Origin of the sequence: Actinoallomurus liliacearum (genome assembly GCF_039542035.1) — a bacterium.
In the GTDB taxonomy this organism is placed as follows: domain Bacteria; phylum Actinomycetota; class Actinomycetes; order Streptosporangiales; family Streptosporangiaceae; genus Actinoallomurus; species Actinoallomurus liliacearum.
Genome location: NZ_BAABHJ010000002.1, coordinates 48,204 through 72,403, shown reverse-complemented (window position 1 = coordinate 72,403; position 24,200 = coordinate 48,204). Strand labels below are relative to the sequence as shown.

At 72.2% G+C, this 24,200-nt stretch carries 28 protein-coding genes and 1 pseudogene; 15 read left to right on the top strand and 14 right to left on the bottom strand.

The window, feature by feature from the left end; genetic code table 11:
* Positions 1 to 65: 65 nt before the first annotated feature.
* Together ABD978_RS02790 and ABD978_RS02785 are read right to left on the bottom strand one after the other, a co-directional pair.
* The gene (locus tag ABD978_RS02790; RefSeq protein ID WP_345347716.1) at positions 66 to 695 is read right to left on the bottom strand and encodes a LysE family translocator; all 630 of its coding nucleotides are present in this window, start codon (positions 693 to 695) and stop codon (positions 66 to 68) included.
* A gap of 93 nt (positions 696 to 788) precedes the next feature.
* The gene (locus ABD978_RS02785; protein WP_345347713.1) at positions 789 to 1,391 is read right to left on the bottom strand and encodes a TetR/AcrR family transcriptional regulator; all 603 of its coding nucleotides are present in this window, start codon (positions 1,389 to 1,391) and stop codon (positions 789 to 791) included.
* An 86-nt stretch (positions 1,392 to 1,477) separates the two neighbouring features.
* Here ABD978_RS02785 and ABD978_RS02780 point away from each other — a divergent pair, with 86 nt between their 5' ends.
* On the top strand, positions 1,478 to 2,965 hold the full coding sequence (locus ABD978_RS02780) for a carboxylesterase/lipase family protein (protein WP_345347710.1): 1,488 nt from the start codon (positions 1,478 to 1,480) through the stop codon (positions 2,963 to 2,965).
* Between the two features lie 89 nt (positions 2,966 to 3,054).
* Here the strand turns inward: ABD978_RS02780 and ABD978_RS02775 are convergent, their stop codons facing one another.
* Positions 3,055 to 3,837: a hypothetical protein gene (locus ABD978_RS02775; RefSeq protein WP_345347707.1), complete on the bottom strand. Its 783-nt coding sequence runs from the start codon at positions 3,835 to 3,837 to the stop codon at positions 3,055 to 3,057.
* Positions 3,838 to 3,964: 127 nt separating this feature from the next.
* Between ABD978_RS02775 and ABD978_RS02770 the strand changes: the two genes are divergently transcribed.
* The 3 genes from ABD978_RS02770 to ABD978_RS02760 are packed head-to-tail and all read left to right on the top strand — an operon-like array spanning position 3,965 to position 6,866.
* On the top strand, positions 3,965 to 4,969 hold the full coding sequence (locus ABD978_RS02770; RefSeq protein ID WP_345347704.1) for an AAA family ATPase: 1,005 nt from the start codon (positions 3,965 to 3,967) through the stop codon (positions 4,967 to 4,969).
* Positions 4,966 to 5,922, top strand: a complete 957-nt coding sequence (locus ABD978_RS02765; protein WP_345347701.1) for a DUF58 domain-containing protein — start codon at positions 4,966 to 4,968, stop codon at positions 5,920 to 5,922. The genes ABD978_RS02770 and ABD978_RS02765 overlap by 4 nt, the downstream gene beginning before the upstream one ends.
* Positions 5,919 to 6,866, top strand: a complete 948-nt coding sequence (locus ABD978_RS02760; protein WP_345347698.1) for a VWA domain-containing protein — start codon at positions 5,919 to 5,921, stop codon at positions 6,864 to 6,866. The genes ABD978_RS02765 and ABD978_RS02760 overlap by 4 nt, the downstream gene beginning before the upstream one ends.
* Before the next feature lie 22 nt (positions 6,867 to 6,888).
* On the opposite strand, the gene ABD978_RS02755 is transcribed toward ABD978_RS02760, so the two are convergent.
* Entirely contained in the window at positions 6,889 to 7,614 is a 726-nt protein-coding gene (locus ABD978_RS02755) for an SDR family NAD(P)-dependent oxidoreductase (RefSeq protein ID WP_345347695.1), read from the bottom strand.
* A gap of 171 nt (positions 7,615 to 7,785) precedes the next feature.
* Between ABD978_RS02755 and ABD978_RS02750 the strand changes: the two genes are divergently transcribed.
* The gene (locus ABD978_RS02750) at positions 7,786 to 8,787 is read left to right on the top strand and encodes a sigma-70 family RNA polymerase sigma factor (protein WP_345347692.1); all 1,002 of its coding nucleotides are present in this window, start codon (positions 7,786 to 7,788) and stop codon (positions 8,785 to 8,787) included.
* 71 nt (positions 8,788 to 8,858) lie between these two features.
* Here the strand turns inward: ABD978_RS02750 and ABD978_RS02745 are convergent, their stop codons facing one another.
* Positions 8,859 to 9,311 (bottom strand): hypothetical protein, encoded by a 453-nt coding sequence (locus ABD978_RS02745; RefSeq protein ID WP_345347689.1) that lies wholly within the window; start codon positions 9,309 to 9,311, stop codon positions 8,859 to 8,861.
* Positions 9,312 to 9,410: 99 nt separating this feature from the next.
* Here ABD978_RS02745 and ABD978_RS02740 point away from each other — a divergent pair, with 99 nt between their 5' ends.
* Positions 9,411 to 10,016, top strand: a complete 606-nt coding sequence (locus ABD978_RS02740; RefSeq protein ID WP_345347686.1) for a class I SAM-dependent methyltransferase — start codon at positions 9,411 to 9,413, stop codon at positions 10,014 to 10,016.
* The gene (locus ABD978_RS02735) at positions 10,010 to 10,552 is read left to right on the top strand and encodes a TrmH family RNA methyltransferase (protein WP_345349539.1); all 543 of its coding nucleotides are present in this window, start codon (positions 10,010 to 10,012) and stop codon (positions 10,550 to 10,552) included. The genes ABD978_RS02740 and ABD978_RS02735 overlap by 7 nt, the downstream gene beginning before the upstream one ends.
* Positions 10,553 to 10,602: 50 nt before the next feature.
* Here ABD978_RS02735 and ABD978_RS02730 read toward each other — a convergent pair whose 3' ends face one another.
* From ABD978_RS02730 to ABD978_RS02720, 3 genes are all read right to left on the bottom strand, one after another.
* Positions 10,603 to 11,214, bottom strand: coding sequence for an NAD(P)-dependent oxidoreductase (locus ABD978_RS02730; protein ID WP_345347683.1), 612 nt, complete (start codon positions 11,212 to 11,214; stop codon positions 10,603 to 10,605).
* Between the two features lie 219 nt (positions 11,215 to 11,433).
* Complete coding sequence (locus tag ABD978_RS02725) at positions 11,434 to 12,186, bottom strand: SDR family NAD(P)-dependent oxidoreductase (protein WP_345347680.1); 753 nt, start codon at positions 12,184 to 12,186, stop codon at positions 11,434 to 11,436.
* Positions 12,183 to 12,461 (bottom strand): hypothetical protein, encoded by a 279-nt coding sequence (locus ABD978_RS02720; RefSeq protein ID WP_345347677.1) that lies wholly within the window; start codon positions 12,459 to 12,461, stop codon positions 12,183 to 12,185. Before ABD978_RS02720 ends, ABD978_RS02725 begins: the two co-directional genes overlap by 4 nt.
* Before the next feature lie 487 nt (positions 12,462 to 12,948).
* On the opposite strand from ABD978_RS02720, the gene ABD978_RS02715 reads away from it, so the two are divergent.
* Complete coding sequence (locus tag ABD978_RS02715) at positions 12,949 to 14,166, top strand: Cmx/CmrA family chloramphenicol efflux MFS transporter (protein WP_345347674.1); 1,218 nt, start codon at positions 12,949 to 12,951, stop codon at positions 14,164 to 14,166.
* A 55-nt stretch (positions 14,167 to 14,221) separates the two neighbouring features.
* On the opposite strand, the gene ABD978_RS02710 is transcribed toward ABD978_RS02715, so the two are convergent.
* Positions 14,222 to 15,172, bottom strand: a complete 951-nt coding sequence (locus tag ABD978_RS02710; RefSeq protein WP_345347671.1) for a MerR family transcriptional regulator — start codon at positions 15,170 to 15,172, stop codon at positions 14,222 to 14,224.
* A gap of 15 nt (positions 15,173 to 15,187) precedes the next feature.
* Positions 15,188 to 15,985, bottom strand: coding sequence for an alpha/beta fold hydrolase (locus tag ABD978_RS02705; protein WP_345347668.1), 798 nt, complete (start codon positions 15,983 to 15,985; stop codon positions 15,188 to 15,190).
* Between the two features lie 203 nt (positions 15,986 to 16,188).
* On the opposite strand from ABD978_RS02705, the gene ABD978_RS02700 reads away from it, so the two are divergent.
* The 4 genes from ABD978_RS02700 to ABD978_RS02685 are packed head-to-tail and all read left to right on the top strand — an operon-like array spanning position 16,189 to position 18,328.
* Positions 16,189 to 16,731, top strand: coding sequence for a DUF2243 domain-containing protein (locus ABD978_RS02700; protein ID WP_345347665.1), 543 nt, complete (start codon positions 16,189 to 16,191; stop codon positions 16,729 to 16,731).
* Positions 16,731 to 17,528: a cytochrome c oxidase assembly protein gene (locus tag ABD978_RS02695; RefSeq protein ID WP_345347662.1), complete on the top strand. Its 798-nt coding sequence runs from the start codon at positions 16,731 to 16,733 to the stop codon at positions 17,526 to 17,528. Before ABD978_RS02700 ends, ABD978_RS02695 begins: the two co-directional genes overlap by 1 nt.
* Before the next feature lie 60 nt (positions 17,529 to 17,588).
* Positions 17,589 to 17,957, top strand: a complete 369-nt coding sequence (locus tag ABD978_RS02690; RefSeq protein ID WP_345347659.1) for an antibiotic biosynthesis monooxygenase family protein — start codon at positions 17,589 to 17,591, stop codon at positions 17,955 to 17,957.
* Positions 17,945 to 18,328, top strand: a complete 384-nt coding sequence (locus ABD978_RS02685; protein WP_345347656.1) for an ACT domain-containing protein — start codon at positions 17,945 to 17,947, stop codon at positions 18,326 to 18,328. Before ABD978_RS02690 ends, ABD978_RS02685 begins: the two co-directional genes overlap by 13 nt.
* An 86-nt stretch (positions 18,329 to 18,414) precedes the next feature.
* On the opposite strand, the gene ABD978_RS02680 is transcribed toward ABD978_RS02685, so the two are convergent.
* Complete coding sequence (locus ABD978_RS02680) at positions 18,415 to 19,314, bottom strand: LysR family transcriptional regulator (RefSeq protein WP_345347653.1); 900 nt, start codon at positions 19,312 to 19,314, stop codon at positions 18,415 to 18,417.
* Between the two features lie 91 nt (positions 19,315 to 19,405).
* On the opposite strand from ABD978_RS02680, the gene ABD978_RS02675 reads away from it, so the two are divergent.
* Positions 19,406 to 20,353, top strand: coding sequence for a DMT family transporter (locus tag ABD978_RS02675; protein ID WP_345347650.1), 948 nt, complete (start codon positions 19,406 to 19,408; stop codon positions 20,351 to 20,353).
* Here the strand turns inward: ABD978_RS02675 and ABD978_RS02670 are convergent.
* From ABD978_RS02670 to ABD978_RS02660, 3 genes and pseudogenes are all read right to left on the bottom strand, one after another.
* Positions 20,331 to 20,612 (bottom strand): annotated as a pseudogene (locus ABD978_RS02670) (dihydroxy-acid dehydratase); the annotation flags it as partial. The gene ABD978_RS02675 and the pseudogene ABD978_RS02670 sit on opposite strands and share 23 nt — an antisense overlap.
* Positions 20,613 to 20,712: 100 nt before the next feature.
* Entirely contained in the window at positions 20,713 to 21,402 is a 690-nt protein-coding gene (locus ABD978_RS02665) for a GntR family transcriptional regulator (RefSeq protein WP_345347645.1), read from the bottom strand.
* A gap of 139 nt (positions 21,403 to 21,541) precedes the next feature.
* Positions 21,542 to 21,754: an EF-hand domain-containing protein gene (locus tag ABD978_RS02660; RefSeq protein ID WP_345347642.1), complete on the bottom strand. Its 213-nt coding sequence runs from the start codon at positions 21,752 to 21,754 to the stop codon at positions 21,542 to 21,544.
* Positions 21,755 to 21,996: 242 nt separating this feature from the next.
* On the opposite strand from ABD978_RS02660, the gene ABD978_RS02655 reads away from it, so the two are divergent.
* Both ABD978_RS02655 and ABD978_RS02650 read left to right on the top strand, forming a co-directional pair.
* Complete coding sequence (locus tag ABD978_RS02655; RefSeq protein WP_345347639.1) at positions 21,997 to 22,788, top strand: glycerophosphodiester phosphodiesterase family protein; 792 nt, start codon at positions 21,997 to 21,999, stop codon at positions 22,786 to 22,788.
* Between the two features lie 34 nt (positions 22,789 to 22,822).
* On the top strand, positions 22,823 to 24,184 hold the full coding sequence (locus ABD978_RS02650) for an MFS transporter (protein WP_345347636.1): 1,362 nt from the start codon (positions 22,823 to 22,825) through the stop codon (positions 24,182 to 24,184).
* Positions 24,185 to 24,200: the final 16 nt, after the last annotated feature.

The window sequence follows — 24,200 nt, the reverse complement described above, 5'->3', positions numbered from 1 at the left end:
CGCCGCGCCACGATCCGGGCGGCCGGCTGGGGATGACGCTGTGGACGACCCCGGGACGACCGCTCTCAGCGGGAGTCCGTCACCAGCCGCACGCCCAGCCCCACCAGCACGACACCGGACACCTGCTCCATGCGCCGCCGGACACGCGGTCCGCGCAGCAGCCGCCCCGCACGCCCCGCCAGCCAGATCACCCCGAGATACCAGGCCACATCGACCAGCGCCCACACCACCACCAGCAGCGCCAGCATCGGCGGGACGGCGACCCCGTGCGGCACGAACTGCGGCAGGAACGACACCGCGAACACGCCCGCCTTGGGATTGGCGGCGTTGGTCAGCACCCCCAGCCGGAACAGCCGCCCCCGCGAAACCGCCGCCACGGGGACGTTCTCCTCCCCCGCCGGCGCGCCCACCCGCCGCGCCCGCCACAGCGCCCGCGCCCCCATCCAGATCAGGAACACCGCGCCGGCGACACGCATCACGTCATAGGCGATCCGGGAGGCCAGCAGCAACGCCGACAGGCCGAACACCGCCGCCACCCCCCACAGCAGCACCCCGATCTCGTTGCCCAGCATCACCGCCACACCCGCCCGGCGACCGGACCGCACCGACTCGCGTACGATCACCGCCGTGCTGGGCCCGGGCACCATCGCGACGAGGAACGCCGCGCCGACGAACACGAACAGACTCTGCAGCATGCCGTCATGATCACGGCCGCGCGCCGGCACCGGCAACCCGTTAACGGCGGCTGAGGCACCTACCGGAACGTGACCGCCGACGATTGGGGGCGGTCAGCCCTTGTCGGTGAACAGTCGGTCGAGGTGCTGGTCGACGGCGGTCAGGGCCTCATGGGGCTCGATCACGTTCAGTTCGATGAGCGGAGTCAAGCCGGTGAGTGCCAGGAGCAGGTTGGTCTCTGTCGCCGGGTCACGGTCGGAGCCGATGTGGCCATCGGTGATCGCCTGGCGGACGATCCGCTCGACGAGGTCGCGGCCCTGAGCCAACCCGTCGCGTGCGCGTGTATGGATGTTCGCGTCGTGCAGCGCCTCCAGGACATAGGCGGCGCTCATCCGGCTCGTCGCGCGCGCGTCGGGATGTAGAGGGAGCATCTCCGCGAGCATCACTCGGAGCACGTCACGGGGGTGTGGCGGGTCGCCGAGTTCTCTGACGCCTTCGGTGACGCGTCGTGATGTCTGTTCGGACGCGAAGTCCATGGCGAAGACCAACATCTCCTCTCGGGTGGCGAAGTAGTGCTGCACCGCGCCGTGGGAGATCCCCGCTTCCTGGGCGACTTCGCGGACGCTCGCGTGCGCGATGCCGCGTTGTTCCACTACGCGCCACAGCGCTCGGGCGATCGTCTCGCGGCGTTCGCGGTGATCCACCTGCTTGGGCATCGTCACCCCTCCCTGTTCCAATACAGTTGACATATTACATCTGACCGATAAACGCTGGGAGTCCGTTCGCGGAGGAAGGGTGTGGCATGTCCGAACAACCGAGAGCACGGACCGCGGAGGGCCTCGTCGAAGGGCGCCGGCGGGGAGAACATGCGGTGTTCCGTGGCATCCCCTATGCTCAGCCGCCGGTCGGACCGCTGCGCTTCCAGGCACCTGCCCCGGTCAAGGGGTGGGACGGGGCGAGGCCGGCGACCGAGTTCGGCCCCGTGGCTCCGCAGGCGGGACCGACGGCCGAGAGCTCAATCGGGAACGACTGGCTCACGCTCAACGTCAGCACCCCGGCCCTGGGGGCGGCCGGGCTGCCCGTGCTGGTGTGGATCCACGGTGGCGCCTACATCGCGGGGGCCTCCAGCGATCCGATGTACGACCCTGCGGCCCTGACCGGCGCGGGCCTGGTCGTGGTGAGCATCAACTACCGGGTGGCGGTCGAGGGTTTCGCTCTCATCGAGGGCGCCCCGGCCAATCGCGGGTTCCTCGACCAGATCGCGGCCTTGGAATGGGTACAGCGCAACATCGCCGCTTTCGGCGGAGACCCTGACCAGGTCACGGTAGCGGGACAGTCCGCCGGGGCGGGATCGATCGCGGCCCTGCTGACGATGAAGCGGGCGCGCGGGTTGTTCCGCAGGGCCATCGCGCACTCGGTGCCGGGATCGCTGTGCACCCGCGCGCTGGCGGAAGAAGTCGCCGCCGCGCTCGCGGGCCGGGTCGGTGCGGCACCGGACGCCGAAGCCCTGTCCGGCATCGACCCCCTGCGCCTGGCCGGCGAGCTCACCGCTCTTGGTGTCGACCTTCCCGGCCACCGCAGGAGTTGGGGTCGGCTCTCGCAGCTCGGTGTCGCCGTGTGCCCGGTCCTCGACGGCGTGGTGCTCACCGAAACGCCCTGGAGGGCGCTGGCCGGCGGCGGTACGGGCGGAATCGAGCTCCTCGTCGGCCACACTCGCGATGAATTCCGGCTGTTCAGCGTCATGATGGGGCGGCTGGGCACCTTCACCGAGGACGAGGCCCGTACGGCCCTGGAGCTGTTCGCCCCGGCACCGGACGGCGCCGACGCCTACCGTGCCGCCTACCCACAGGCCACCCCTGAAGAGCTGCTCGAACTGGTGTACTCCGATGCCCTCTTCCGGATGCCCTCACTGCAACTGGCCCAGGCGAACCAAGCGGCTGGAGGCACGTCGTTCCTCTTCGAGCTGCAACTAGCGGCTCCGGCGTCCGGCGGAGTCCTGGGCGCCTGCCACAGCCTCGACGTTCCCCTGGTGTTCGCCACGTTGGACAGCCCCGCCGGCCGGCACCTCTTCGGCGACCGGCCACCACCGGAGGTCTCGGCGGTATCCCGGGAACTGCAGCGGGCATGGGTCCGCTTCGCCACGACCGGCGACCCCGGGTGGCCCGCCCACCGGCCCGAGCGACGGCTGACCCGCGTCCTGGACATCGAGTCGAAGACCCTGCCTTACCCGGAAGAGGCCTCTCGCCGGATCTGGGAACGACACGACCCGGCCCCCTTCGACCTCACATAGACGAGGATCCAGTCCGCCCGGTCGATCCGCCGTCGACGCCGAGAACCCGGCCGGTGACCCATTCGGCGTCGTCCCCTGAACGCGCCGGTTCAGCCGCCCCCGACGCCGGCCAGCGGGCCACCCGGGGGGTTCCCGGTGTCCTGGCTGCCGCTGGGCGTGGGCCGCGGGCTCCCCGGCGTCGACCGGCCCGGGGACGGCGACGGCCGCGGCGACGTCAGCGACGGCGACGGCTCCGGGCTGCCCGGCGACGACGTGGGGGTCTCCGTCGGAATCGGCGGGGTCGGCTGCGTCGGCTCGCAGGAGAACAGCAGGAGCACCAGCAGGGCCAGCAACGCCAGCAACGCCGCCAGGGACAGCACCGCGGCGGCCAGCCCCTTCGAATCACCGAGCGCCGCCACCGGACCGGCGACCGGCGGGCCCTCGACACCGACCGCCGGATCGACCGGGCCGGACACCCAGTGCGCCTGGAACTGCGGGCCCCGGCGGGTCCGGCCCGTCCACCCGCGCTGCGGCAGCACCGGCTCCAGGAACCGCTCCGCGCCCGGACAGCCCTCCTCGTACGTCGTCGCCACCCACGGCGCGCCGCCCTCGGTCAGCGCCGCGACCACCGGAGCGGGCCCGCCCGCTCCGGGTTCCGGCAGCACCCGCGGCACCGAATCCGGTGGCGGCGTCTCACGCGCGATCGCCGCGCGGAACCGGTCCCGGGCGGCGGCGTCACCGGCCGCGGCGGTGGTCAGCAACGCCACCGTCACCGATCGGCCGTTCGGGTCGGTGCCCAGGTAGACGATTCCGGCGACGGACTCGCGCAGCCGGGAGCGCAGCCGGAACGGCCCCAGCTCGGCTGGATCGCCGACCTGCAGCGGTTTGGGCATCGATGCCCCCTCCCCCGGCGTGACCGTGTCGCGCGCGACACCCTAACAGCTAGGGGATCAGACGACTTTTCGCCTGAATCGCATAGGGTCGTCAGCGTCGGCGCACGCCCCTGACCCGAGGGAATAGATGACGATCGCCATAGGTGACATCGAAGAGGCGGCGGCTCTGCTGCAGCAGAGCGTGGCGGAGGTCAAAAAGGTCATCGTCGGCCAGGAACACATGGTCGAGCGCATGGTCATCGCCCTGCTCGCGCGCGGCCACTGTCTGCTCGAGGGCGTTCCCGGCGTCGCCAAGACCCTCGCCGTCGGCACCCTGGCCACCGTCGTCGGCGGGTCGTTCGCCCGCCTGCAGTTCACCCCCGACCTGGTGCCCTCCGACATCGTGGGGACCCGGATCTACCATCCGTCCACCGAGCAGTTCGACGTGGATCTCGGCCCGGTCTTCGCCAACTTCATCCTCGCCGACGAGATCAACCGCGCCCCGGCGAAGGTGCAGTCCGCGCTGCTTGAGGTGATGGCCGAGCGTCAGGTGTCCCTCGGCGGGCGGACCCACCCGCTGCCGAAGCCGTTCGTGGTGATCGCCACGCAGAACCCCATCGAGTCCGAGGGCGTCTACCCGCTGCCCGAGGCGCAGCGGGACCGGTTCTTGATGAAGGTCAACGTCGCCTACCCCGGCGCGAGCGAGGAGATGCAGATCCTGCAGCGGATGAGCGTCGACCCGCCGGACGCGACGCGGATCCTCGATCCCGACGGCCTCATCGCCTTGCAGCGCGCCGCCGACGACATCGCCGTGCACGAACTGGTCGCCGACTACATCGTGCGGCTCGTGATGGCCACCCGCGAACCGGAGCAGTACCGCCTGTCCGACCTCAAAGGCGTCATCGAGATCGGCGCCAGTCCCCGCGCCACGCTCGGTCTCGTCGCCTCCGCCCGCGCGCTGGCGCTGCTGCGCGGGCGTGACTACGTGCTGCCCGACGACGTCCGCGCCGTGGCCGTCGACGTGATGTCCCACCGGGTTCTGCTGTCCTTCGACGCCGTCGCCGACGGCATCGACCCCGTCACGATCATCGAGCGGATCCTGGCCACGGTCCCGCCGCCGCGCGTGGTCTGGAACCACCAGCACGCCTCATGAGCAGATCAGCGAAACTCAGCCGGCTCGCGCCCGAGCAGTCCCTGCGGCGGCTGGAGCTGAAGGTGACGCGCCGCCTCGACGGGCTGCTGCACGGTGAGCACCTGGGCCTGCTGCCCGGGCCCGGCAGCGACCTGGCCGAGGCCCGCCTCTACCAGCCCGGTGAGGACGACGTCCGGCACATGGACTGGGCCGTCACCGCCCGCACGACCGTCCCGCACGTACGGGACCTGATCGCCGACCATGAGCTGGAGACATGGGCGCTGGTCGACATGTCGCCCAGCATGGACTTCGGCACCGCGCGGATGACCAAACGCGACCTGGCCGTCGCGGCCCTGGCCGCCGTCGGGTTCCTCACCGCCCGCCTCGGGGACCGGCTCGGCGCCTACATCATGCACGGCGGTCCGGTGCGCCGCTGGCCCGCCCGCACCGGCCGCGCGGCCACGTACGCCCTGTTGCAGGCGCTGCTGGACACCCCCCGCGCATCCGGCGGCGCGCCCGGCCCGCGCCTGGCCGAGGGGATCTCCGGGCTGGCCCGCGGCCAGGTCAAACGGGGCCTGCGCGTGGTCATCTCCGACTTCCTGGACGGACAGGAGAGCGCGGGCGGGGAGCTGGCGTGGCAGCGTCCGCTGCGCCGTCTCGCCGCCCGCAACCAGGTGATCGCCGTGGAGATCATCGATCCGAGGGAGCTGGACCTGCCCGCCGTCGGGCCGGTGATGATGACCGACCCGGAGACCGGCGAGACCCGCGAGATCATCCTGTCGGGCCGGGTCCGTGCCGCGTACGCGGCCGCGGCGGCCGCCCAGCGCGCCCGGATCCGCGAGGCGATCCGCGGCAGCGGGGTGTCCCATCTGGTGCTGCGCACCGACCGTGACTGGATCACCGACGTGGCCCGGTTCGCGCTGCAGCAGCGGCGCGTCGCGGGCCGTCCGCAGCCGGGAGGAGCCCGCCCATGACCTTCCTGTCTCCCGGACGTCTGTGGCTGCTGGCGCTCGTGCCGCTGCTGGTCGGCGCGTACCTGCTGATGCAGGCCCGCCGGCGGCAGGCGGCGGTGCGGTTCTCCAACCTGGCGTTGCTGTCGCAGATCGCGCCGCGCCGCCCCGGATGGCGCCGGCACCTGGCGGCGACGCTGTTCCTGCTCTCGGTGATCTTGATGACGGTCGGGTTCGCGCGGCCCGCCAAGCCCGTGAAGGTGCCGCGGGAGCGCGCCACGATCATCGTGGCGATCGACGTGTCCCTGTCGATGAAGGCCACGGACGTCGCCCCGACCCGCCTGGACGCCGCCAAGGCCGCGGCGAAGAAGTTCGTTCAGGACCTGCCGATGCGGTTCAACGTCGGCCTGGTCAGCTTCTCCGGCAGCGCCTCCGCCGTGGTCGCCCCGACCTTCGACCGGGAGGCGGTGGGGCACGCCGTCGACGGGCTGCAACTGGGCAAGGGCACCGCGATCGGGGAGGCGGTGTTCACCTCCCTGCAGTCGATCCGGTCGTTCGACGCCCGCGCGAACCAGGACCCGCCGCCCTCGCACATCGTCCTGTTGTCCGACGGCGACAACCAGAGCGGCCGGTCGGTCACCGAGGCCGCCGCCGCGGCCCGCGCCGCGAAGGTACCGGTGTCGACGATCGCGTTCGGCACCCCGTACGGCACCGTCGACATCGACGGGGAGACCGTGCCGGTGCAGGTCAACAAGACCACGCTGCGAAACCTCGCGAACGACACGTCCGGCAAGGCGTACGAGGCGCAGGCCGGGTCCGAGCTGTCGGAGGTGTACCGGCACATCGGCAGTTCGCTGGGGTACCGCATCGAACGCCAGGAGGCGGCCTCGCAGTACATCTTCGGCGCGCTGCTGCTGGCCCTGACGGCCGGCGGGCTGTCGCTGGTGTGGTTCCAGCGCCTGCCCTGACCGGCCGTCCGAAGCGGCGCCCTTACGAAGCGGCGGGCGCCGCCCCCAGGAGCGTCGCGTTCTGGCGTTCGAGCGCCTTCGCCACCCCGCCGCGCCAACCGTCGGCCACGGATTCCGCGAGAGTATCGGGGAAGATGTCCTCCTCCTCCTTTTCCACTCCGTCGAAGATGCTCCGCGCGACCGATCCCGGAGCCGCCTTGGGAATGTCGAGCACGCTGGACATGTCGGTGTCGACCGGCCCGCTCAGCACGGCGTGGACCCGCACACCCCGCCCGGCCAGCAGCGCGCGCATCGACTGGGACAACGAGAACGCGGCCGCCTTCGAGACCGAGTAGGCCGGCATGACCGGCACGGCCGCGACGGCCGCCAGCGACAGAACGTTGACGATCGCTCCCTTCGAAGCGGTCAGCAGGGGCAGGAACGCCTGGGACACGCCGTACGTGCCGTACAGGTTGACGGCCAGCAACCGTTCGAGCGCGGCCCGATCGCCGAGGTCTTCGTAGATCGCCACCCCGGCGTTGTTGATGAGGATGTCGAGCGACGCCACGCTCTCGACGGCCGCCTGAACCTGCTCCTCGCTGGTCACGTCCAGGGTCAGCGGCGTGACACGCCCGTCCATGTGGCTCAGCGGCCGGCGCGTACCGGCGTAAACGCGCTCCGCTCCCCTGCTCAAAGCCTCCTCGACCAGCGCCCGCCCGATACCGCGGTTGGCCCCGGTCACCAGAATCGTCTTGCCTGCGATCGACATGCGTCCTCCTGAGAAAACGGACGGTCCGCGGCGTACCCCGGCCGTCCGAGCCGTCGAGGATGCAGACGCGGCAAAGTCACCGAACTGGGCGCCCGCCGAGCGCCCAGTTCACGCCTTGGCCGACGTCCATACTGCGTACGACACGACCCGCGGGAGAGAGGTGACCCCAGAGTGGGGACGGCAACCGCCGATCTGATCGGCAGGGCGCGAGCCGGGGACGGCGACGCGTTCCGGGAACTGACCGAGCCATACCGTCGAGAGCTGCACGCGCACTGCTACCGGATGCTCGGATCCTTCCAGGACGCGGAGGACGCCCTGCAGGACACGCTCCTGTCCGCCTGGCAGGGCATCGCGGCGTTCAAGGAACGTGCCTCGATCCGCACCTGGCTGTACCGGATCGCCACCAATCGGTGCCTCGACGCGCTCCGCTCGGCGAGCCGCCGCCCGGCCGTGCCGTGGGACATCCCCCAGGTCGAACCGCCCGAGCCGACCCGGCTTGGGGAGACGGTCTGGCTTGAACCGTTTCCCGACGTGCTCCTTGAAAGCACGCTCGGCCCGGCGGCCCGGTACGAGCAGAGCGAGGCCATCTCGCTGGCCTTCGTCACCGCACTCCAGGCCCTGCCGGCCCGCCAGCTCGCCGTGCTCATCCTGCGCGACGTACTCGGGTTCCACGCGGGCGAGGTCGCCGACATGCTCGACACGACCGTCGAATCGGTCACCAGCGCGCTCAAACGGGCCCGCGCCGGGCTGCAGCGTCGTCTGTCGCCGTCCGGCGATGGCGAACCGCCGCCCCCTCCGGGCTCACCCGCCGAGCAGGCGCTCGTGGCCAGGTTCGTCCGCGCATACGGGTCAGGCGACATCGACGCCCTGGTCGCCCTGCTGACCGACGACATCCACCTGTCCATGCCGCCGATCCCCCTCGAATACCAGGGCCGTGCCGACGTGGCCCGCTTCTACGCCACCATCCTCCGCCAGGACTGGACCTATGACTTCGTGCCGACGCGCGCGAACGGCCAGCCGGCGCTCGGGACCTACCTTCGCGGCCCGACCGGCATCGCCCACGGGATCGGCCTCGTCGTCCTCACCCTAAGCGGCGACCGGATCCGCGCCATTACCCGTTTCGACACCGGCGTGCTCCCGTCGTTCGGGCTGCCGGCCTCGCTTCCCGGCTGAGAGCGGGTCTGCCGCTCAGGGCCGCATTGAGGGCTCTCAGGGTGTGAGGCGCCCGGCCGCCGTCCCGGGGTTCAGCCGCGGCGGGCGGCCGGGCGGACGCCGCGCGCGACATACCCGATGATGCCCAGCAGGACCAGGACGCCCAGGCCGTCGGACAGTCCCTCCCACATGCTGCCGAACAGGCCGTGCCCGGACAGGAACACGTAGGTCGCGAACACCGTGAGCGCCGTGCCCGCGGCCGGGACCGCCGCGTACGACCACGGGTGCGCCTGCGCCCACGCCCGCGCGCGGTCATGGCCGCGGCGCAGCAGCGCGCCGCCGGCGCCGATGAGGAAGAACACCGACAGGCCGAGGGCGATCGGGGCGGCGAGGCTCAGGTGCCAGCCCAGCAGGTGCAGGGCGAAGTCGGCCAGGCCGACCGTCGCTCCCCCTGCGAGCGCGAGGGCCCAGGGCCCTTCGGAGGCCGCCGACATGGCGATCCAGGTCGTCTCCGACCGGCTCGGTACATCCGGTTGATGCGTCATATCGCGATGATGCGCCAGGATCGGCGGGAAGGCCATCAGGGATTCCCCCGACCCGCCCCTGAGGTCACCCCCACCCGAACGCTGGTACGGTCAGCCGACGTGGGGGAGCACTACTTCGCGCGACAGCCGCAGGCGGACAGCAGACCGGGCACCGTCGACCTCGTCCTGCCGGATCTTCACCTGCGGCTCGCCACCGACCGGGGGATGTTCTCCCCCGACCGCGTCGACCTGGGCACCCGCGTCCTGCTGGAGACCGTGCCCCCTCCCCCGCCACGGGGAGACCTGCTCGACCTGGGCTGCGGGTACGGGCCCATCGCCCTGACCATGGCCAGCCGATCGCCGCAGGCGATGGTCTGGGGTGTGGACGTCAATGAACGTGCCCTTACTGCTGCGGAGCGTAACGCCCAAACCGCCGGCCTTGACAATGTAAGGTTCAGTTTGGCCGACCGGATCGACCCCGAGCTGCGGTTCGCCGCGATCTGGTCGAACCCGCCGATCCGCATCGGCAAGCAGGCCCTGCACGCGCTGCTGGAGACCTGGCTGGCCAGGCTCGCCCCCGGCGGCCGCGCCCACCTGGTCGTGCAGAAGAACCTCGGCTCCGACTCCCTGCAGCGCTGGCTCACCGACCAGGGCCACCCGACCCAACGCCTCACCTCCCGTGCCGGGTACCGCGTCCTGGCCGTCGACCCGAAGGAACCATCGTGACCACGGACGCGCGCCGGCAACTGCGCCCCACCGACGTCAAGCGCCTGAACCGCACGTGGCGCAGGCGCACCGAGGACCGCCTCGCGCTGCTCGTCGAGTCGGTGACCCAGCCGTTCAACATCGGCTCGATCACCCGCTCCGCCGCGGCGTTCGGCGTCGACCACGTGTGGCTGGCCGGCAACGCCACTCCTCTGACCCACCCGAACGTCAACAAGACCGCGCTCGGCACCGAACGCCTCATCACCTGGGAACCTCCCGTGCCGATCGGTGACGCCGTGCGCGCCGCACGCGAGGACGGCTTCCGGATCGTGGCGATCGAGCTGACCGGCGACGCGACGCCCCTGCACGAGGCGCCGCTGGACGGCGACGTCTGCCTGGCCGTCGGCGGAGAGGACCACGGCTGCTCCCCCGCCCTGCTGGCCGCCGCCGACGCGGTCGCCTACATCCCCCAGATCGGGCGGGTCGGATCCCTCAACGTCGCGGTCGCCACCGCCATCGCCCTGGCCGAGGCCCGCCGCCGCGAGTGGGCCCGCTGACCGGCGGCCCTCCCCCGCCGCGGCGTCGGCCGGTTCCCGGTAGCCGGCGATCAGCTGAGCGGCACGACGATTCCGCCACCGTGGTCGCCCGTCTGCGCCTCGTCCAGCATGAGGGCGGCCACCGAAGCGCGGGAGATCCGGGGCGGCAGCAGGGGACGCCGTAGCTCCGCGAGCGGCACCATGCGGCGCCCGGGTCCGACGGGCCCGTCGGTGAGGTCCGGAGCATGGAACACCGTGGCACCGGCGTCCAGGGCGACCTGGTCGGCCTCGGCCTTCTCGGCCAGTTCCGCGCCGACGAACATCCGCATCACCGCCGAGTAGATCAGCCCGCCCGCGCCCTTCGACGCGCCCGACCCCAGAGCACCGAGCCACACCGTGCGAACGCGTGCCGCGGCGAGCAGCCCGGCCCCGGCGACCAGTGCGCCCGGACGGTCGCCCTTGCTGATACCGATGGCCGAGACGGCCACGTCGACGTCGTCCAGGTCGGGGAAGTCCCGAGGGGAGAAGACATCCGCCCGCCGGACGTCGACCTCCCGCGAGGTGGGCACGGTGACCCGGTCTGGAGTGCGGACGAGGGCCACGACCTCGTGTCCCCGCTCGAGTGCCTGGTCGACGAGCAGGCGGCCGACCTTCCCGGACGCGCCGAGTACGGCGATGCGCATGATGATCCATCCTCTGGCCGAACAGGTGTTGGTGAGACAGGTGGACAGGTCCTACCGCGAGAAGGCCCGTATCGAGATCTGCGGCGAGGCGATCTCGATACGGGCCGGCCTAGGCGATACCGAACACGCGCTCGGCCGTGCGGTGGCCGATCGCCGTCCGCTGATCGTCGGTCAGCGGCACGTCCCGCAGGAAGGCCACGGCGGCCGCCGGGTCCTCCCTCACGCCCGCCGCCCGCCGTCGACCGACAGCGCGGTCCCGGTGACGAAGGACGCGGCGTCCGAGCAGAGCCAGACGGCCGCCGCCGCGGCCTCCTCCGGCGTGGCCAGCCGGCCGAGCGGCGTGATCGCCGCCTGCCGCGCGATCATGTCGGTGCCGGCCGCCACCTCCTCGAACCCGGGCGTGAGGGTCGGGCCAGGGCAGACGGCGTTGACCCGGATGCCGTCCGGCGCGTAGTCGACCGCGGCAACCTTGGTGAGCCCGACGACGCCGTGCTTGGCTGCCACGTAGGCGGGCGCGGTCGGGATCGCGTACAAACCTCCGTTCGAGGCGACGTTGACGATCGCGCCGCCACCACGCCGCCGCAGGAGAGGCAGCTCATACTTCATGCACAGGAACGTCCCGGCCAGGTTGACGTGGACGACGCGCTCGAACTCCTCCAAGGTCATCTGATCGAGCCGCCGGTGGTGCGAGGCCAGACCGGCGTTGTTGACGGCGAAATCGAGGCCACCGTACGCCGTGACCGTGCGCTCGACGGCCGCCCGCACGGAGCGCTCGTCGGCGATGTCGACGGTCACGGCCAGCGCCTCCCCACCGTCCTTCCTGATCATCTCGGCGGTCTCGGTCGCCGTGCTCTCCTCGATGTCGAGCACGGCGACCGCGGCACCGCTCCTGGCGAACTCCAGCGCCGCCGCACGGCCGATCCCACTGCCGGCGCCGGTCACCAGCCCCACCTTCCCGGACATCGCGCTCATGCCAGCGGCTCGTGGTTCGCCCAGGCGACCTTGTACGGGTGCCGCGACTGCCAGTGGTCGATGACCTCGTGCACGCCGGGCGCGGTGAACGCCTTCGCCAGCGCGTCGAGGTCGGCCACGGCGGCCTGCACGATCGCGGTCGCGATCAGCGCCGGGATGGACTCCTCGCCGGGGAGGGGGATGTGGCGCCGGGTCACGACCGACTGCACGAAACCGGAGTCGAGCATGACCCGTTCGATGTCCGCGAGGTACTGATCGAGCTCGGTGTCGGGCAAGGCTTGATCGAAGGAAACGATCATCGTGTGCTTGATCACGCTGTTGATTCTTGAGGGCGCACGCCCCTGATGTCCAAGACCGGTTCGATCTTCAGCGATAACCTGCGGGCATGGTTCAACTGGAGACCCTCGAGCTCGAGTGGACGAGTCCGGTGCCCCCTCACTATCGTGTGGGCTCATGTCCGGTCCCGAGGCATCCAGACGCTAGCCACCGGTCCTTCGGTGGCTTCTCGTGATATCACGCGGCGGCGCCGTCGCTGAGGCCACGCCTCCCCCGCCGCCGGATCACCGTCGTACGGACCGGTTCTTCCCAGGGATTCCGTGAGCTCCACCGCCCTCGTGGTGTCGAGCCCGGTCTTCCCCACGCGATGACACCCGCGCGTCCCCGGTAGCCGCCCGCCTTCCCGCGGTCGGCCCGGGACGCCGCGGTGGTGCGTCCGTGTCCTGCCCGCGATGCCTTTTCGACGCGACCGTGGAGTTCCTGCCCATGCCCTTCGCCATCTACATCCTCGGACTGGCGGTCTTCGCCCAGGGGACGTCCGAGTTCATGCTGTCCGGGCTGATCCCCGACATCGCCCATGACCTCGGCGTCTCCATCTCGGCCGCCGGCACGCTGACCTCCGCGTTCGCCGCGGGGATGATCGTCGGAGCCCCGCTGATGGCGGTGCTCAGCCTGCGCTGGCCGCGCCGGCGGGCGCTTCTGATCTTCCTGACCGCGTTCGTGATCGTGCACGCCGTCGGCGCGATCACCACCAGCTTCCCGGTGCTCCTGGTGACCCGAGCGCTCGGGGCGCTGGCCAACGCCGGTTTCCTCGCCGTGGGACTCGCGACGGCGGCCGGCATGGCCAAGCCGGACGCCATGGGGCGGGCGACCTCCGTCCTGCTGAGCGGGATCACACTCGCGTGCGTCGCGGGAGTACCCGCCGGCGCCGCGCTCGGTCAGACCCTCGGCTGGCGGTCGGCGTTCTGGGCGGTGGCCCTCATCTCCCTGCCGGCCGTCCTCGCCGTCCTGCGCTCGGTGCCGGACACCGTGCGGGCGACCGACGACCCGGACGAGGCCCGTCCCGGCGCCCGGGACCAACTGCGGGCGCTGCGCGAACCGCGGCTGCTGGTCATGCTGCTGCTGGCGGCGCTGGTCAACGCCGCCACCTTCTGCACCTTCACCTATCTGACCCCGCTGAGCACCGACGTCAGCGGCTTCGCCGAGGGCTGGGTGCCCGCGCTGCTGGCGCTGTTCGGTCTCGGGTCGTTCGCCGGGGTCACCATCGGCGGCCGCCTGTCCGACACCCGGCCGATGCGGGTCCTGATTCCCGGCGGGATCGCCCTGCTCGCCGGGTGGGCGCTCTTCACGGCCACGGCCGCCAGCCCGGTCGCCGCGGTCCTGCTCATCTTCGTCCAGGGGGCCCTCTCGTTCGCCGTCGGCTCGACCCTGATCGCCCAGGTCCTGTACGCGGCGACCCGGGCGCCCTCACTCGGCGGCTCATTCGCGACCGCGGCGCTCAACGTCGGCGCGGCCGCCGGCCCCGCCATCGGCGGCGCCACCATCGCCGCCGGGCTCGGCTACCGTTCGCCGCTGTGGGTCAGCGCCCTGCTGGTGGCCGCGGCGCTGGCCACGGCGAGCCTCGCCCACGCCGTACGGCGCATGCGGGCCACGCCGCGCGATGACGCACCAGCCTTCCCCGCCACGGGGCGACCGCGCGGATGACCGAGACCTTGAAGATCCACGGTGCGTCGTCGCCGGCCGGGGCCGCACCGGCCTCTCACACCGGCTGCGCGGCCGAGGACTCCAGCGCACTGAGGAACCACCAGGCCACCGGAACCGGGTCGGGCCCGGCGGCCCGGCCGTCGACGACGGCCAGCAGCGCGAAGTACCGCGAGACCCGCGCGTCCGCGCCGACCCGGACCCGTTCGGCCAGCCAGCGCCGGAACTCCGCGTCGTCGTCGCGGCCGTGCGCGTCGGCGAAGACCGCGACCAGTTCCGCCACGACCGCCCGTGCCCGCGCGCAGCCCGGTGAGACGCCCTCCGCGAGCGCCGCACCGGCCAGGTCGAGGACGGCCTGCTCGGCCCTTCGCCAGCTCGCCGGATCGCCGCGGTCCGCGCCGGAGGCCCGATCGGCGGCGTGCCGCTCGAACGCGGCGCGGACCGCCGCCCGGAAGTCCGGATCGCTGACCAGGTACGCCAACTCGACCCACGCCTCGAGTTGCGCGGGCGCCGGGTCGTCCGGCGGGTCGGGCACCATCGAGCGCAGCCGCGCGGCGAAGCCCGGGTCCATGTCCAGGCCGCAGGTCGCCTCGCTGATGAGGTCGGCCACCATCCGGCGGCGCTGCCCCGCCGCGAGCGCGGCAAGCCGGTGCGCCCGGGTGACCGCAGCCGGACCCGCGCCGTGGGAGACGGCGTGCCGCAGCACGGCCTGCCGCACCCGCAGCTCCTGGATCCGTGCCTCCAGCGCGGCCGCCTGCCGGTCGGCGACCTGCGCCAGGCTCTGCGCCCCGCTGAGCACCCGGGCGACCGTGGCGAGGCCGACTCCGAGATCACGAAGCGTGCGGACGAGCTCGAGCCGGGCCAACGCCTCATCGTCGTACAGGCGGTATCCGCCGGGCGACCTGGCGACCGGGGGCACCAGTCCCTGATCGGAGTAGTACCGGATCGTGGCCACCGGAAGCCCGTTGAGCCGGGCCATCTCGCCGATCGTGTGCAGACCCTCGCGCATGCCGTCCAGCCTGACTCATCGATCCGCCGGACGGGACCCGTCCCCCGCCGGGTTCAGCCGCTCCAGGATCAGGTCGGCGACCCGGCCGGGCGCCTCCAGGTGAACGTCGTGGCCGGTCGCGACGTCCACCACCGTCAGCAGCGGCGTGGCCGCCCCGACCGCCGCCAGCTCGCGCGTGAACCCGCGCCGGTAGGCTGCGAACACCGTGGCGACCTCCGGCGGCAGCAGCTCCTCCAGGTCCTGGCCCGCCGACTGGACCACCACGAGCGGGCAGCGCGTCGCGCGGTAGGTCGCGAACAGGTCGAGGGTGCCCAGCTCGGCGACCAGCCGGGTCAGCGCGGGATCGCCGGCCCGCCGTACCTCCGCGTCGAGGAAGCCGCGCATCGTCTGCTCCGCCGCCCGCGCGGCGCCGGTGTCCAGGTCGAACGGCCCGGTGGGGTTGGTGTGCCCGTCCAGGTTGACGGCCAGGGGGCAGTGCGGGCGCCGTGTGGCCCACAGCGCCGCGACGATCCCGCCGAGGGAGTGCCCGACCACCGCCGGGTCGTCCAGCCCGAGATGGTCGATGACCGCGGCCAGATCGTCGATCGCGTCCGGCCAGGACCACAGGGCCGCCCCGGAGGCGCCGTGCCCGCGCAGGTCGACGGTGACCACCCGCAGCCCGGCCGCCGTGAGCAGCGGGGTCACCCGCCGCCAGTCGTCCATGGCACGGCCACCGCCGTGCAGCAGGACGACCGTCGCGCCCGTTCCCTCGTGGTCGCGGACGGCGATGTCCACGCCTCCGCGGGACACGACATGGTCCGTTCCTTCGCTCATCGTCACTCCTTCGATTCCGGGGTTCGGCCGACGCGGAGACTATGGAGCCTCAAGTCCCTTGAGACTCAACCCGGGCGGCCCGGCCCGGCGGCGGGGAGGAAGCGGGCGCCCGGGCCCGCCGGCGCGGGCCTGTGTGGCGGGTACGCGGCGGGGGAAGGACCTCGTCGCGTGGATCACGCGGGCGGGGGGGACGGAGGCCGACGATGGGTACGACCGGGCGCGAGGTCCACCCGCCGCCCCGGAGCATCCGGCTGCCCGGAATCCTGCTGGGAGTGGGCCTGGGCGGCTTCGTCGACGGCATCCTGCTCCACCAGCTCCTGCAGTGGCACCACATGCTCTCCAGCACGAACGGCGACCGCATCGGCGTGAGGTACTACGACCCGAACACCGTGTCCGGGCTGCGGATGAACACCGTGTGGGACGGGATCTTCCATGTCGTGTGCTGGCTGTCGGTGCTCACCGGGCTGGCCGTGCTGTACTCCCGCGTGACCCGCGACCGCCGCAGCGTGTGGACCTCCCGCTTCCTGTGGGGCTGGGTCCTCGTCGGCTGGGGCCTGTTCAACCTCGTCGAGGGGATCCTCGACCACCACATCCTCGCCATCCACCACGTCCGCGGCGGCCCGAACCGGCTGTGGTGGGACATCGGCTTCCTGGCGCTGGGCGCACTGCTGGTCGCCGCCGGCACACTGCTGCGGCGCGGCGCCCGGCCCGTCGGCCCGGCCCCGGCCGGGACGGTCTCCGCCTGATGGGCGGCCACCTCCACCATGCCGGGCACACGACGCCCGGCATGCTCATCGCCCTGGCCCCGGTCCTGGCGGCGGCCGCGTACCTGTGGCTCGTCGCGCGGGCCCGCGACCGGAGCCCCGGCGGGGGCCGGCACCACCTGCGGACGGCGAGTTTCCTCTGCGGATGCGCCCTGCTCACCGTCGCGCTGCTGCCACCCGTCGCCGCTCATGGCGACTTCCGCCACCACATGCTGCAGCACATGATCATCGGGATGTACGCGCCGCTCGCCCTCGTGCTCGGCGCTCCCCTGACGGCACTGCTGCGGGCGCTGCCCGGCGGCCACGCACGGCGGGTGACCCACCTGCTGCACGCCCGTCCGGCGCGCGTGCTCGCCCACCCGGTCACCGCCCTCATCCTCGGCACCGGCAGCCTGGGCGTGCTGTACTTCACGCCGCTGTACGACGCGATCGCCGCCCGACCCGCCGCGCACTGGCTGCTGCACGCCCACTTCCTGGCGTCGGGTTACCTGTTCGCCTGGGTGGTGGCCGGGCCCGATCCCGCGCCGGCCCGTCCGGGCGTACGCGCGCGGCTCGTGCTGCTCGGGGTGGCCGTGGCGGCGCACGCCACCGTCGCGCAGCTGCTGTACGGCGGGTTCCTCGTTCACGTCCACGCCCCGATCCCCCAGCTGCGGGACGCCGCGATGATCATGTACTACGGCGGGGACGTCGCCGAACTCCTCCTGGCCGCCGCGCTGGTGGCGACCTGGCGTCCCGAGCACTCCCGGCTGCGGGTCGTACGGCTCGGCGAGTCGCGGTAGGGCTCCGACGCTTCGACGGTGGCCCAACCGTCACCGGGATACGTTCACCCGGTGATAGCAATGATCTTCGAGTACCGGTTCGATCCCGGTGACGAGGCCGCCTACCGGGAGTACCTCGCGGAGTCGGCGCGGCTGCGTGAGCTGCTCCCGGACGTGGACGGCTTCCACGGGATCGAGCGGTTCACCAGCGACACCGATCCAGGGCGGTTCGTCGCGATCGGCTACTTCCGGGACGAGGAGGCGGTCGCCGCGTGGCGTAACACCCCGGCGCACCGGCGCGCGCAGGCGCTGGGCCGGCACCGGTTCTTCACCGACTACCGGCTGCGGATGGCCGAGGTGATCCGCGACTACGGGCCGCGCGACCGCGGAGAGGCCCCCGCCGACAGCCGCCGCGCCCACGACGAGGAGGAATCTCCATGCACGACCTGACCATCGACCTCGACGACGAGCCGGGCGCGCTGGCGGCCATGGGCGAGGCGCTCGGCGCCACGGGCGTCAGCGTGGAGGGCGGCGGCATGTTCGTCGTCGGCGGGCGGGCCGTCGCGCACTTCCTGTTCCACGACGGCGAGGCGGCGAGCGCGGCGCTGCGCGCGGCCGGTCTGCGGGTCACGGCCTGCCGGGAGGTCCTGGCCCGCCGCCTGGATCAGGACCGGCCGGGCCAACTGGGGGCGATCACCCGGGCCCTCGCCGATGCCGGCGTGAACATCGAGGTGCTCTACTCCGACCACGACCACCGGCTGATCCTCATCGTGGACGATCCGCGCGCCGGTGCGGCGGCGACGGCGGCCTGGGATCGTTGAGCAGGTCGAGGGTCGACCGCTGCCGGACCGGGTCGATGGCGTGACAACAAGCCCACCGCCTTTACGCAGTAAGGTCAGTGCATAGGTCAGTGCCCTCGCGGCTTCGCCGCCGCCTCGAGCGCCTCGAGCAACGTGCGCAGAGCGGCCTGGGCCAGCGCGGCCTCGCGTACCGCCGCGTGGATCGCCCTGATCGGCCGAGGACGCCGTACCCTGCGCATGACAACGCCGGGACGACGGCCGCCCAGCCCGAGCCCGGGGATCAGCGCGACCCCGAGGCCGGCCGCGACCAGGCCCTGTGCGGTGGCGTAGTCCTCGCTCATCGCGACGAAGTTCGGGCTGAAACCGGCCGCGGCGCAGGCGTCGAGCATGACGTCGAGACACGAGCCCGGCGGTTCGCTGCCGACCCACTGCTGGTCGGCCAGATCGGCCAGATCGAGCATCCGTCGTGCGGCGAGTGGATGGCCGGTGGGCAGCACGGCTTGGTACGCGTCGTCCAGGAGGTGGACGAGGCGGATCCCCCGGCGCTTCCCCTCCCCCGGCCGGACGACGAGCGCCAGGTCCGCGGCGCCCTTCTCCACCTCCGGCAGCGGATCTTCGGGGTCGGCCAGCTTGAGATCGATCTGCACGCCCGGATGCTCATGACGGAGCCGGGCCAGCGCAGGGGCTACCAGGGTCGGCCCCACCGACGTGAAATAGCGGACGGCCAGCCGGCCCGTTCGCCCGGATCGCAGGTCGGCCAGCGCGGTCTCCGCCTCCGCGACACTGCGGCCGATGACCGCGGCGTGTTCGGTGAGGAGCCGGCCCGCCGCCGTCGGCCGTACACCGCGCCCCACCCGCTCGAGCAGGGCGATCCCGGCCTCCTTCTCCAGCACCGCCACCTGCTGACTGACGGCGGACGGGGTGTATCCCAGATGCGCCGCGGCCGCCGTCACCGACCCGCTCGCGACCACCGCCCGCAGAATCTGCATCCGTCTCACATCGATCACGTAGCTCAGCTTAATGGTGATCCAGGAATCATCGATTGTCCTTAACGGTGGGTACGCGGCATCGTTCATGGGCGACGGAGGGAGAACGCGGATGGACGGTGCGGTGGGCAGGACTCTGGGGCTGGCCCGCATGGGCGTGCTCGCGCTGCTGTGGGGTTCGACGTTCCTGTGGATCAAACTGGCCCTGCACGCACTGTCGCCGGTCCAGGTCACCCTCGCTCGCTGCCTGCTGGGGACCGGCGCGCTGCTGGTCCTGTGCCTGACGGCACGGCAGCGTCTCCCCCGTGGCCGGGCCACCTGGGGTCACCTCTTCGTGGCGGCCTTCTTTTGCAACGCCCTGCCCTTCGCGATGTACAGCCTCGGCGAACAGACCGTCGACTCCGGGCTCGCCGGCGTGCTCAACGCGACGACTCCGCTGTGGTCCCTCCTGCTCGGCATCGCGATCGGCGCCGAACGCGGCATCCGCCCCGCACGCCTGGGCGGCCTGTTGCTCGGGTTCGGCGGAGTGACGTTGATCTTCGCTCCGTGGGAGGGACACGCGCAGGTCGGCTGGGGCGCGCTCGCCATCGTCGCCGCGGCGGCGAGCTACGCGGTCGGCTTCGCCTACATGGGACGTCACCTCGTCGGGCGGGGACACACGACCATCTCCCTCTCCACCGCCCAGCTCATGGCCGCCACCGCGCTGACCGCCCTCAGTTTCCCGGCCGGTGGACTGACACCGATCGGCCTCCATCCGACGGGCCTGATCGCGGTGGTGGTGCTGGGGATCTGCGCCACGGGGATCACCTTCCATCTCACCTACCGGATGATCGCCGATGAGGGCGCGACGAACGCCGCGACCGTCGGCTACCTGCTGCCGGTGGTCTCGGTGGGGCTGGGAGCCATCGTGCTCGACGAGCCCTTCAGCCTCCGGGTCGCCGCGGGCATGGCGGTCGTTCTCATCGGCGTCGGCATGACGCGCCGGGTGAAGGCGGCTTCGGCGACAGAGGCCGCCGCAGCCGGTGACGCGGTGACCGTCAGCTTTGTGCGTCGGCTGTGAGAACGCCGCGTACGGCCCCCTTGTCCGCGGACTGTGCCAGGGCGGCGTACGCGCGCAGCGCCGTGCTGAGCGGGCGCTCGCGGTGGCGAGGGCGGAAGTGCGAGGTCCGCGCGGCGAGGCCGGGGGCGTGCAGGTGGAGAGTACGGGCGGGGAGGTCGATGGTGACGAGGTCGCCGTCCTCGACCAGCGTGAGGGGGCCGCCGGCCGCCGTCTCCGGGGAGACGTGGCCGATCGCCAGGCCCGAGCTGCCGCCGGAGAAGGCGGCGCGCACAGCATCGACTTCTACACCGACGCGCGCATCGTGCACGTCGCGGTCGGTGGCTTCGACGCGCCGCGGTTCGGCGTGGGCTGAGCGGCGCTCAGTGCTCCGCCGGGGTCTCGCCCGAGGCTCCGGCGGACGCGCCGGAGCCGGAGTCGTTGCTCCAGGCGCGGAAGGCCTCGACCGTCTTCAGCTTGTGCTGCCGTGCGGCGGCCTCGATCTCGGCGGCCGGGGCCCCGCTCTCGATCAGGCGGACGAGCGCCCGGTGCTCCTCGATCGACTTCCAGCCTCGGTACGGGATCTGGGTGAAGACGGTCCGCCGGATCACGTCGAGCTTGCGCGTGGTGTCGCGCAGCGCCTCGACCAGCGCGGCGTTCGGGCAGCGGTTGTAGATGACCTGGTGGAACTCGTGGTTCAACCGGCCGAAGTTCAGCGAGTCGAGGGTGTCCATGCAGGCCACCATCCGGTCGTCGATCTCACCGAGGCGCTTGAGGTCGGCCGGGCGGATGTGCGGGGCGGCCAGGGCGGTGGCGTACCCCTCCAGCACCGCCAGGACGGTCAGCGCGTTCTCGTACTGGTCCGGGTCGGCCGGGGCCACGCGGGCGCCGGCGTTCGGCTGGTAGATGACCAGGCCTTCGGCCTCCAGACGCCGGATGGCCTCCCGGACCGGGAGGGGACTGACGCCCAGCTCCTCGGCGAGCGCGTCGATGACCAGGCGGTAGCCCGGACCGTACGTGCCGTTGAGGATCCGTTCGCCGATGATCTGGTAGGCCCGCTCCTGCTTGTTCACGATATACTATCGTATCAAATCTGCCGGGCTCGGCCGATGACCCTGTACAAACGAGCCGGCACCCCGCGTCTCCGACGCGCCGGCCTCCCGCAGGCTTCCGCGAACATCGCGGCCGGGCCCGCGGGGGCCCGGAGACCGGTCAGCCGTTGGACATGTAGGCGGCGAACTCCTCCAGCGAGATCTCGCCGTCGCCGTCGGAGTCCATCCGGCGGACGACCTCGGCCGCCGTCTCGTCGGTGACGTCCTCCCCGAGGGCCTTCATGAGCTGCTTGAGCTCGGGCGCGGAGACGCGCCCATCCTTGTTGATATCGACGATCTCGAACGTCGCCGCGTAGGCGCTGGTGTCCGGCACGATTTCCGGCCTTCCCGCTTGAGGGTCACGACGGCTCTCCCGAGCCACGACGCGAGACAACCTAGTGGAAGAGACGTCCGGCTTGGGATGGAATGCCGGTTGGTGGGCGTCGTGTCGGTGGGTTGGGGTTCCGTCACACCGGATAGACCGTTGGTTGATCGAGCCGCCGCCTTTACGTAGTAAGGTCACTACTGTGGAGAGCAGGAGCAGCTCCAGCCGCCCCTAGTACGACAGGTGCATCCGTGTACACATATCTCGACCATCCCGGCCCGATCCCCTTCGCGCACCGCGGCGGATCCCTCGACGGCCGCGAGAACTCCATGGCCGCCTTCGAACGCGCCATCGGGCTGGGCTACCGCTACCTGGAGACCGACGTGCGCGCCACCGCCGACGGCGTCCTGGTCGCCTTTCACGACGCGACCCTCGACCGGGTCACCGACCGCACCGGCCCGATCGCCCGGCTCGGTCACGCCGAGGTCGCCAAGGCACGCATCGCCGGCCGTGAGCCCATCCCCCGGCTGGAGGAGATCCTCGACGCCTGGCCCGGCGCGCGCCTCAACATCGACGTCAAGGCCGAGAACGCCATCGGCCCGCTCACCGAGGTCCTGCACCGGGCCCGCGCCTGGGACCGGGTGTGCGTCACCTCCTTCTCCGCCCGCCGCCTCCGGCACGTACGCGCCCGCATGCGCCTGCTGTCCGGCCGGGACGTGTGCACCGCGCTGAGCCCGCTGGGCGTCGCCACGCTGCGCGCCCGATCCGTCGGCGGCCCGCTCGGCCGGCTCGTGCGCCTGGCCGAACTCGGCGTGCCGTGCGCCCAGGTCCCCCGGCGCGTCGGCCGGACCCCGCTGGTCACCGAGGCGTTCCTGCGGACCGCGCACCGGCTCGGCCTGCAGGTGCACGTCTGGACGGTCAACGACCCGGTGGAGATGGAACGTCTCCTCGACCTCGGCGTCGATGGCATCATCACCGATGAGATCGAGGTGCTGCGCGACGTCATGACCGCCCGCGCGCAGTGGGCCGCCACGTCGGCCTGACGCCGGACATCCCCCGGGCGGCCGAGGAGGACGCGTGGGCCTGGCGCCCGTCGGCACCCCCGTCGAGACGACCTCCGGCGACCGCCGGCGCGAACAGCGCGGCTGGTACTTCTACGACTGGGCCAACTCCGCCTTCGACACCACCGTCGTGGCGGTGTTCCTGGGGCCCTACCTCAGCGACATCGCCAAGGCCGCGGCCGACGCCGACGGGTTCGTGCACCCGCTGGGCGCCGACCTCCGGGCCAAGGCGGTCTACCCTCTCGCCGTCACGCTGTCGGTGGTCCTGCAAGTGCTCGTCCTGCCCCTGGCGGGCGCGCTGGCCGACCACACCGGACGCAAGCGGGCGCTGCTCGGGGCGTTCGCCTACATCGGGGCGTTCGCCACCATGGGCCTGTACTTCGTCGGCGGCGGGCGGTACCTGCTCGGCGTCGTGCTGTTCGTGGTCGGCAACCTGGCGCTGGGCGCCTCCACCGTCGTCTACAACGCGTTCCTGCCCGACATCGCCGCTCCGGACGAACGCGACGCGGTGTCCTCGCGCGGCTGGGGCCTGGGCTATCTCGGCGGCGGGCTGCTGCTCGTGCTCAACCTCGCGCTGTTCCTGGCGCACGACGCCTTCGGGGTGACCAAGACCGAGGCGGTGCGGATCAGCCTGGCCTCGGCCGGCGTCTGGTGGGCGGCGTTCACCCTCATCCCCCTGCGCGCGCTGCGCGACCGGCGCCGCACGCCCGTCGCCGAACCGCTGCCCGCGGCCGTGCGCTCCGCGTTCGGCCGGCTGACCGACACCCTGCGGGACATGCGCGGCCGGCCGGTCGCGCTGCTTTTCCTTCTGGCGTTCCTGGTCTACAACGACGGCGTGCAGACGGTGATCACGATGTCGGCGACGTTCGCGACGGAGGAGCTGAAGCTCGGCCAGACGGACGTGATCGCGGCGGTGCTGCTGGTGCAGTTCGTCGCCTGCGGCGGGTCGCTGCTGCTGGGCCGGCTCGCCCGGCGGTACGGCGCCAAGCGGGTCGTGCTGACCTCCCTGGTCCTGTGGACGGCCGTCGTGCTGGCCGCGTACGGGTTGCGGCGCGGGTCGGCGGCGGAGTTCCTGGCGCTGGCCGCCGCCATCGGTGTGGTCCTGGGCGGCACGCAGGCGCTGTCGCGGTCGCTGTTCTCCCACCTGCTGCCGCGCGACCGCGAGGCGGAGTACTTCGGCTTCTACGTGATCAGCGACAAGGGGACCAGCTGGCTGGGGCCGCTGGTGTTCGCCGCGGCGTTGCAGTGGACCGACAGCTACCGCACCGCCCTGGTCTCGCTGGTGATCTTCTTCGTGGTCGGCTTCGCGCTGCTGGTCACCGTGGACGTTCCGCGCGGCGTACGGGAGTCGGGGAACCCGCTCCCCCGGCGACTCTGAGGGTCGCCGTCCGCGG